Origin of the sequence: Planktothrix sp. (genome assembly GCF_046067725.1) — a bacterium.
GTDB lineage: Bacteria > Cyanobacteriota > Cyanobacteriia > Cyanobacteriales > Microcoleaceae > Planktothrix.
In genome coordinates, this window is the sequence record NZ_JBJUDF010000262.1 from 1 (window position 1) to 7,472 (window position 7,472).

Below are 7,472 nucleotides of genomic sequence, written 5' to 3' on the forward strand. Positions count from 1 at the left end.
AAAGCTTTAGTGCAGAAAGGATATCGGGTGAGAATGTATTGCCCCTATGGGGATTTATTACCCGGAATGTCCTATTTAATTCGGCGGTTATTAGAAAATACGGCTAATAGTTCTTTTGTGCGTCAAAGTTCAGAAAATCGCCCGGTTGAAGAGTTATTATCTGCCCCTAAAGATAACCCGAATAGCAATATTTTTGAGACTTGGAAACCCGTATTTCCGAATGCAGCCGATACGGATTTTTCTAATGCTGCATTACGGGATAAAGGGTTACGGGCGTTAGAAATGGTGCGTCAACAATTAGGACAAACTTACAACCCATTAATTAATGGTCAATATATCAATACTGCCCAAATGATAGACTCGCTAAACCCCTCTAACCCCTCAGAAATTGTGGGGAAAGTCGGGTTAATTAGCGTTGAACAAGCGGAAACAGCTATTCAAGCCGCGAAAGCTGCCTTTCCAGCTTGGCGGCATACTCCAGTTCGGCAACGGGCAGGTGTGCTACGAAAAGCCGCAGAACTGTTTGAACAACGGCGGGCGGAGTTATGCGCGTGGATGGCGTTTGAAGTTGGAAAACCTTTACATCAAGGGGATGCGGAAGTGTCCGAGGCGATTGATTTCTGTCGCTATTATGCCGATGAAATGGAACGTTTGGATCAGGGCTACCAGTATGACACTGCTGGCGAAACCAACCGTTACAACTATCAACCTCGTGGCATTTCGGTGATTATTTCCCCCTGGAATTTCCCCCTGGCCATTCCCGTTGGGATGACGGTCGCATCCTTAGTTACGGGGAACTGTACGTTATTGAAGCCTGCGGAAGTGTCATCGGTGATCGCCGCGAAAATTACTGAAGTATTAGTAGAGGCGGGAATTCCGGCGGGTGTGTTCCAATTTGTACCCGGAAAAGGCTCAACGGTGGGTTCCTACATGGTACAACACCCGGACGTCCACATGATTACCTTCACGGGTTCTCAGGAGGTGGGATGTCGCATTTATGCTGAAGCGGCACTGCTCAAACCCGGACAGAAACACCTGAAACGGGTGATTGCGGAAATGGGGGGCAAAAATGCCATTATCGTTGATGAAAGTGCCGACCTTGACCAAGCAGTGGCAGGTGTGGTGTATTCTGCCTTTGGGTATACGGGTCAAAAATGTTCCGCCTGTTCCCGTGTGGTGGTGTTAGAACCTGTTTATGAGGCGTTTGTTAAGCGTTTAACAGAGGCGGTGCGGTCTTTAAATGTGGGGAATGCGGTGTTACCCAGTACCCAGGTTGGCCCGGTGATTGATGCCAATGCTCAACAGAAGATTAAAGAGTATATTGAGATTGGCAAACAAGAAGCAGAATTAGCCATTCAAGTCGCTGCACCGGAAACAGGTTATTTTGTGGGGCCAACGGTTTTTATTAATGTTTTACCAACGGCAAAAATCGCCCAAGAGGAAATTTTTGGCCCGGTTTTAGCGGTGATCAAAGCTCAAAATTTTGAGGAAGCTTTAGATATTGCCAATGGCACTAATTTTGCTTTAACGGGGGGTTTATATTCCAGAACTCCCTCCCATATTCAGAAGGCAAAAGCTGAATTTGAAGTGGGAAATTTGTATATTAACCGAGGCATTACGGGGGCAATTGTTTCTCGTCAACCTTTCGGTGGGTTTAAACTTTCGGGTGTGGGTTCTAAGGCGGGTGGCCCCGATTATTTATTACAATTCTTAGAACCCCGTCACATTACAGAAAACATTCAACGTCAAGGTTTTGCCCCCATTGAAGGTGTTGAATAACCTCGTAGTTGCGCTTTAACGCATTAAAAAGCGATCGCTCTTTTAAAAAGGGCGATCGCTATGTTATTAGGACTTACGCATTGACAAAAGATCACGGGTGTGAATACATAAAGTAGAGGTAAGTTCAGTTTCTAAAAGCAATAGAGAAGACCCTAAGTTTTTCCCATCCCCTATCCCCAGGGCTGTTTCATTTTCTCCCAAAATTTGTATGACCTCTCCCCCTAACCCCCTCTCCTGCAAGGAGAGGGGGGACTAATTATTACTATTAAACATCAAAAATCATTAATTACTCCCCCTTCCCTATTAGGGAAGGGGGCGGGGGGGTTAGGGCACAAAGGTTCTCGAGAGAGAATGAAACAGCCCTGGGGAGCAGGGGAGGTCGGGGGAGCAGGGGGAGTAGGGGAATCACTGAACAGTCAGACACAGAAAATACGAAAATCATCGACAATTTTGCTAAAAATTCACGAAATTATTATTAATATGGATTGTATTTTTTTATTCTCAATGATTGAATTTTAACCGGGAATATCCTAATAAAATATCGCTTATAAGTTCAACAATAAAAATCTATCTTTAGGAATTTTCACAAAAATTAATTAATGATTGACAATTATTAATATTAACAAAATAAGTATTTATACTCTATTAAAATTGTATCCTGTAATCCTTAAAATTTAAGTGGTTCTAAAAAGCTATCTCATCGGTATTAGGGGGCAGATTCCTCAAAAATCATTGTAAAACATCTATCCGATTCAGGATTTAATTTTAGAATTAATATAGATTAATAGAGAAGTTTAAAGTTGATTTTACCTCTACAATACAATTAAGGAAATATAGATTGGTCGATTAACTCTAACTTTAGGTTGGATTTCTGCCCGTAAACTCGAAATTTAGCCGTTAAAACCTCAAAAAAAGTAGACTTATGGCTTCACAACATCAAGTTAAACAATATTTAGCCTACTGGTTTCAGTTAGGTAAAAAAGTGTTGATTCGCAACGGTGCAGAATCCCGCTTACCTCAACCTGTGATTCAAGGAGATCGCTATAGTCGAGAATTTGAGGACTGTTGGAAAGAAATCCTCTCTCCTGAGTCGGGAGAATGTTATCTGGAGGGAACAGAACAAACCATTGCCCAATTATTGTCCTCAGAATGGGAAATCGAATCCTGTGCCCGTTGTTCTCTATCTGTTCCGGTCAAAGTCTCTGGACTGCCAGCCACTTGCTGTCCTTGCTTCGATTTACCAACTTGGCCCAACCTAGAGGCTCCCTTACCTCGTCTTCCCGTCAGTACCCGTCTTTATTTATTGAATATTTGCAACCGACTGCTGGAAACAACAGAAACGAATCATACAGAATAAGGGTGAGTCTTGATCAAGCCGACGGATGAACAGAAGATATCAAGGACTCGATTAAGATCTTGTTACAATAGTTAACATAAATTCCAACAGTAGCCCTATCTTTATGCAAGTCAAGACGGTATTGCCTGCAAAGCCTCAGCTTGATTCAGATTCAACCCCTATGACTCTGACCCCACTACAACCTAGTTACAGTCCCTCTTCAACCGTTGATGTCTTCTCAGAACCCATTGAGGAACATCACCGACTGCCTCAACCGCCAGAAATCATACTGGATGATGAATCGAATCAACCTGCCTTGCGTTACGATCCCATTGCCATTGCAGATTATTATCGTTCTCGTTTGCTCCAAGTTTGGGGACGCTTATTCAGTATTATTGGGAAATTTGGTTCCTTTGCTTTGGGATTATGGTTTGATCGCAAAGGAGGAAAAGACTTCAAAGCCAACCGTAAACGAGCCATTCAACTCCGCACCACCTTAACGGAACTGGGCCCTGCATTTATTAAAGTGGGACAAGCATTATCAACTCGACCGGATTTAGTTCCCCCTTTATATTTAGAAGAATTAACTAAATTACAAGATCAACTTCCTCCGTTTCCCAATGAAGTCGCCTATCAATTTATTGAAGAAGAATTAGGCGATCGCCCAGAAAATATTTATGCTGAATTAAGCCCGAACCCCTTAGCTGCCGCTTCGTTAGGACAGGTTTATAAAGGTAAATTAAAAACTGGGGAAGTTGTCGCGGTCAAAGTTCAGCGTCCAGGGTTATCCGAAAGTATTGCTCTGGATATTTATATTTTACGAACCTTAGCGATCTGGGCGAAGCAAAGATTTAAGTTCATTCGTAGTGATTTAGTTGCCATTATGGATGAATTTGGGTCTCGCATTTATGAAGAAATGGACTACACCCATGAAGGACGAAATGCCGAACGATTTCGACAGCTTTATGGCAATATTCCCGATATTTATGTGCCTCGAATTTATTGGGGATATACCGGACGTCGTGTGTTAACAATGGAGTGGATTAATGGATCTAAATTAACTAATTTAGAAGAAGTTGCCGCCCAAGGAATTGATGCCCGTTACTTGATTGAAGTGGGGGTACAATGTTCTTTAAGACAATTGTTAGAACATGGGTTTTTCCATGCCGATCCCCATCCGGGTAATTTATTAGCCAGTCCTGATGGTAAGTTAGTTTATCTGGATTTTGGCATGATGAGCGAGGTTAAGCCTTATCAACGCTATGGGTTATTAGAAGCGGTTGTGCATTTAGTCAATCGAGATTTTGAAGGATTAGCCAAAGATTATGTCAAATTAGAATTTTTAACCCCGGATACGGATTTAACCCCGATTATTCCAGCTTTAGAAAAAGTCTTTAGTAATGCGTTAGGAGCGAGTGTTGCTGAACTGAACTTTAAGAGTATTACGGATCAATTGTCAGAATTAATGTATGATTATCCGTTCCGAGTTCCGGCTTACTATGCGTTAATTATTCGGTCTTTAGTTACCCTAGAAGGCATTGCCATTAATGTTGATCCGAACTTTAAAGTTTTAAGTAAAGCTTATCCTTATGTCGCCAAACGATTGTTAACCGATCCATCAGTCGAGTTAAGAACCTCCTTAAAAGATTTATTATTTAAAGAGGGTTCATTTCGATGGAATCGGTTAGAAAACTTGCTCAAAAATGCTCGCAATAGTGATGATTATGATATCAATGAAGTCTTGAATCAAACCTTAGATTTTTTATTCTCAGAACGAGGAGAATTTATTCGAGATCAATTAGCCCATGAATTTGTGAAAAGTATTGATCTAGCTTCCCGTAATGCGTTGACCACGGCTCAAGCAAAAGTTGCTGAATGGATGGGGGTAAAAACTCCCTCTACTCCGACACCAGAACCTGAACCGACCCCAACTCAGAACAATTTAGAACACATTCAACGAATTGTCGGTATTCTTCAGGAAACGAAGGGCTTTGATCCGATGTTATTAGTCCAGCGTGTTCCGAGTTTAATTGTTAAACCTGAAGTCCAACATTTAAGTCAAAAAGTTGCTACAGAACTAGCCCAACGAGCGACAGCAAGACTGATTCGGGAATTATTTTTATCTTCTGATCCACTGATTCCTGATGGAAATTCCGTTGAAAAAAACGGACATTCAAAACATGATAAATCCCCAATAAACGAACCCTTATCATTACCCCCAAGTCGTTAACCCGTAGGGTGCGTAAGCATCAGCGCACGCACCGCTTCATCCTTCCCTATTCCAACGCATCTTTTAAAGCCGTCCGTGCTGCTAAATGGTTCCGGGTTGAAGTTAAAATTTCGACTTCCCGTTCCAAACGCGCGACGGTATTTTGCATTTCTAAGAGAGTTTGTTGTTCTGTGGCGACTCCATAAAGGTTACTCGCAACCCAATAGGAGAGTTCTGTCGGTAAATCAGGAATATCATCAGGAAGTTCAATGTTTTGTTCCATTAATTTTCCTGATAAATGCACCACATCCCGTAACAAACGTTCGACTTCCGTTGCTAAAGGTCTTAAATCTTGTTGGGGGGGTTCATCTTCAATCCATTCTACCAACCCAACCAGATAAGGCTTTTCCCGAACCGCTTCTAATACCCGAAATCGTTGTTGTCCTAATGTCAGCATTTTCATCCGATCATCGGGTAAACGTTGGTATTGAATAATTTCTGCACAGCATCCCACGGAAGCAACTTGACCTTGAGTCGGATCAAACATTAATACCCCAAAACGGCGATCCGTATTGAGGATAGTATTCATCATAATCCGATAGCGAAACTCAAAAATATGCAGAGGTAGAGGTCTACCTGGAAATAAAACCACTTCCGGTAGAGGAAATAGAGGAAGTTCTCGAACAGCAATTGAGGAATATGATGCCATTGTCCGTTAAATAGACCTATTCACAAGGAAGCATAATCCTTAATTGTGCCTCACTTGAGGGAAAACTGCTAGACCAGGAAAAAACCGGGTTTCTGTAATAACTTTGCTGCTGAATAGAAATCTTGTTGAAAAAATCCAATTTCTGAGAACCTTTAAACAGACTGAGAAACCAGTTTTCTGAGTTTTAGGTGAGAGTTGAACACAAATATAGATGACTACGTTATAATACAAAGTTAAATATTTTGGATCATAGCCCTCAACAACCCCCTACCTCAATACACCTAACATTTTTAGATTAATTTACCAATTTTATCAAAGAACTACCGCAGAATTTATTAACCGGAGATTAACAGATGACACGCCCATTACCAGAAGATAAAAAAATCGGATTTTGGGGTAAAATTAAAAGAAGTTTAGAATCTATATTTTTACCTCACAAATACATAGCAGATACCCAAGAAATAAATACAAGAATAATAGTCAATAATCAAGTTAAAATGGAGGAAAAACGACAACAAATTAAGTTAGCAGAGCTTAAATTACAATATATCGAAAATCAAGAAAATCGAGACTTTCAAGCCCAACAAGCTGAACTGAATCATCAACGACAAAAGGAACTCCAAGAATATATCCAAAGTGTTAACTTAGCAATACATCAAGGAAATCTTGAGTTTCAACGCTGGCGTTTTGAACAGGAAAAAAACCTGCAAACTGAATTAGCGCAATATAACCGAGAAACTCAATTATTCATCGCTGAATATCAACGAGAAACAGCGATAAAAGTTGCTCATAACCAAGCAGAAGTTCAGAAAATTTTTGCGAATTGGCCATTAACTTTACCTCCTGTACAAATTTTAGAATCCTATAGTCATAATAGTTTAATTCCTTTGCGAGTTTTTATCGCCCCGCCTAAAGTTAAATTTGAACGGTTTGTCGAAAAACCTCAAAATTTCCCCGATGTTGAATTAACCTTAAATCAACAATTGCGTGATTTTTTTGACTACTATTCTCAACAGGGAAGACCGATAGAATTTTTAGCAGGAGCTTGGGAAAGTAAACGCTTTCATAGTGAAGCCAGTATTAAAGCTTTATTCGGGATGCTAAAATCAGAACCGACCTTAATATTAGAGTCGGAATTTGATGGAGGTTATCTCAATTTTAGAATCGCTTATTGGACAATAGGACAACCTAATTATTCCTATCAAACCATTATTGCTCGTTTGTCCTATCGGGAGATTTTGTATAATTCTGCTAAAACTCGCGCCTTGACTTGGAAGAATACAAAAGATAAACTGATGGCATTAGGAAAAACCCAAGCTGAGATTGAAAAACGGGGCGGGGATAATGAAATTAATCTCAAGATTTGGGAAGAAGAACAAAGTTTGCGAGAAGCGGGAATTGAGGATGATGAGTTAGAAATTCACTATAAAATTAATCGC

General features: G+C 40.6%; 4 protein-coding genes and 1 pseudogene. 4 read left to right on the top strand and 1 reads right to left on the bottom strand.

Features of this window, described 5'->3' with window-relative positions; genetic code table 11:
- The 3 genes from pruA to ACKPEB_RS16215 form a co-directional block, all read left to right on the top strand.
- Positions 1-1,779: L-glutamate gamma-semialdehyde dehydrogenase (pruA, locus tag ACKPEB_RS16205; RefSeq protein ID WP_408965994.1), on the top strand; the 1,779-nt coding region annotated here is incomplete at its 5' end.
- 922 nt (positions 1,780-2,701) lie between these two features.
- A complete protein-coding gene (locus ACKPEB_RS16210; RefSeq protein WP_408965995.1) occupies positions 2,702-3,136 on the top strand; it encodes a hypothetical protein in 435 nt (144 codons plus the stop codon).
- Positions 3,137-3,239: 103 nt separating this feature from the next.
- Positions 3,240-5,345 carry an ABC1 kinase family protein gene (locus ACKPEB_RS16215; RefSeq protein ID WP_408965996.1) on the top strand — a complete coding sequence of 702 codons (2,106 nt, stop codon included), beginning with the start codon at positions 3,240-3,242 and terminating at the stop codon, positions 5,343-5,345.
- Between the two features lie 46 nt (positions 5,346-5,391).
- On the opposite strand, the gene ACKPEB_RS16220 is transcribed toward ACKPEB_RS16215, so the two are convergent.
- Complete coding sequence (locus ACKPEB_RS16220) at positions 5,392-6,033, bottom strand: LON peptidase substrate-binding domain-containing protein (RefSeq protein WP_408965997.1); 642 nt, start codon at positions 6,031-6,033, stop codon at positions 5,392-5,394.
- A 353-nt stretch (positions 6,034-6,386) separates the two neighbouring features.
- Here ACKPEB_RS16220 and ACKPEB_RS16225 point away from each other — a divergent pair.
- Positions 6,387-7,472, top strand: a pseudogene (locus tag ACKPEB_RS16225) (hypothetical protein); the annotation flags it as partial.

Coding starts and splice junctions, on each gene's coding strand:
- ACKPEB_RS16215 (WP_408965996.1), top strand. CDS start 3,240: ATGCAAGTCAAGACGGTATTGCCTGCAAAGCCTCAGCTTGATTCAGAT.
- ACKPEB_RS16220 (WP_408965997.1), bottom strand. CDS start 6,033: ATGGCATCATATTCCTCAATTGCTGTTCGAGAACTTCCTCTATTTCCT.
- ACKPEB_RS16210 (WP_408965995.1), top strand. CDS start 2,702: ATGGCTTCACAACATCAAGTTAAACAATATTTAGCCTACTGGTTTCAG.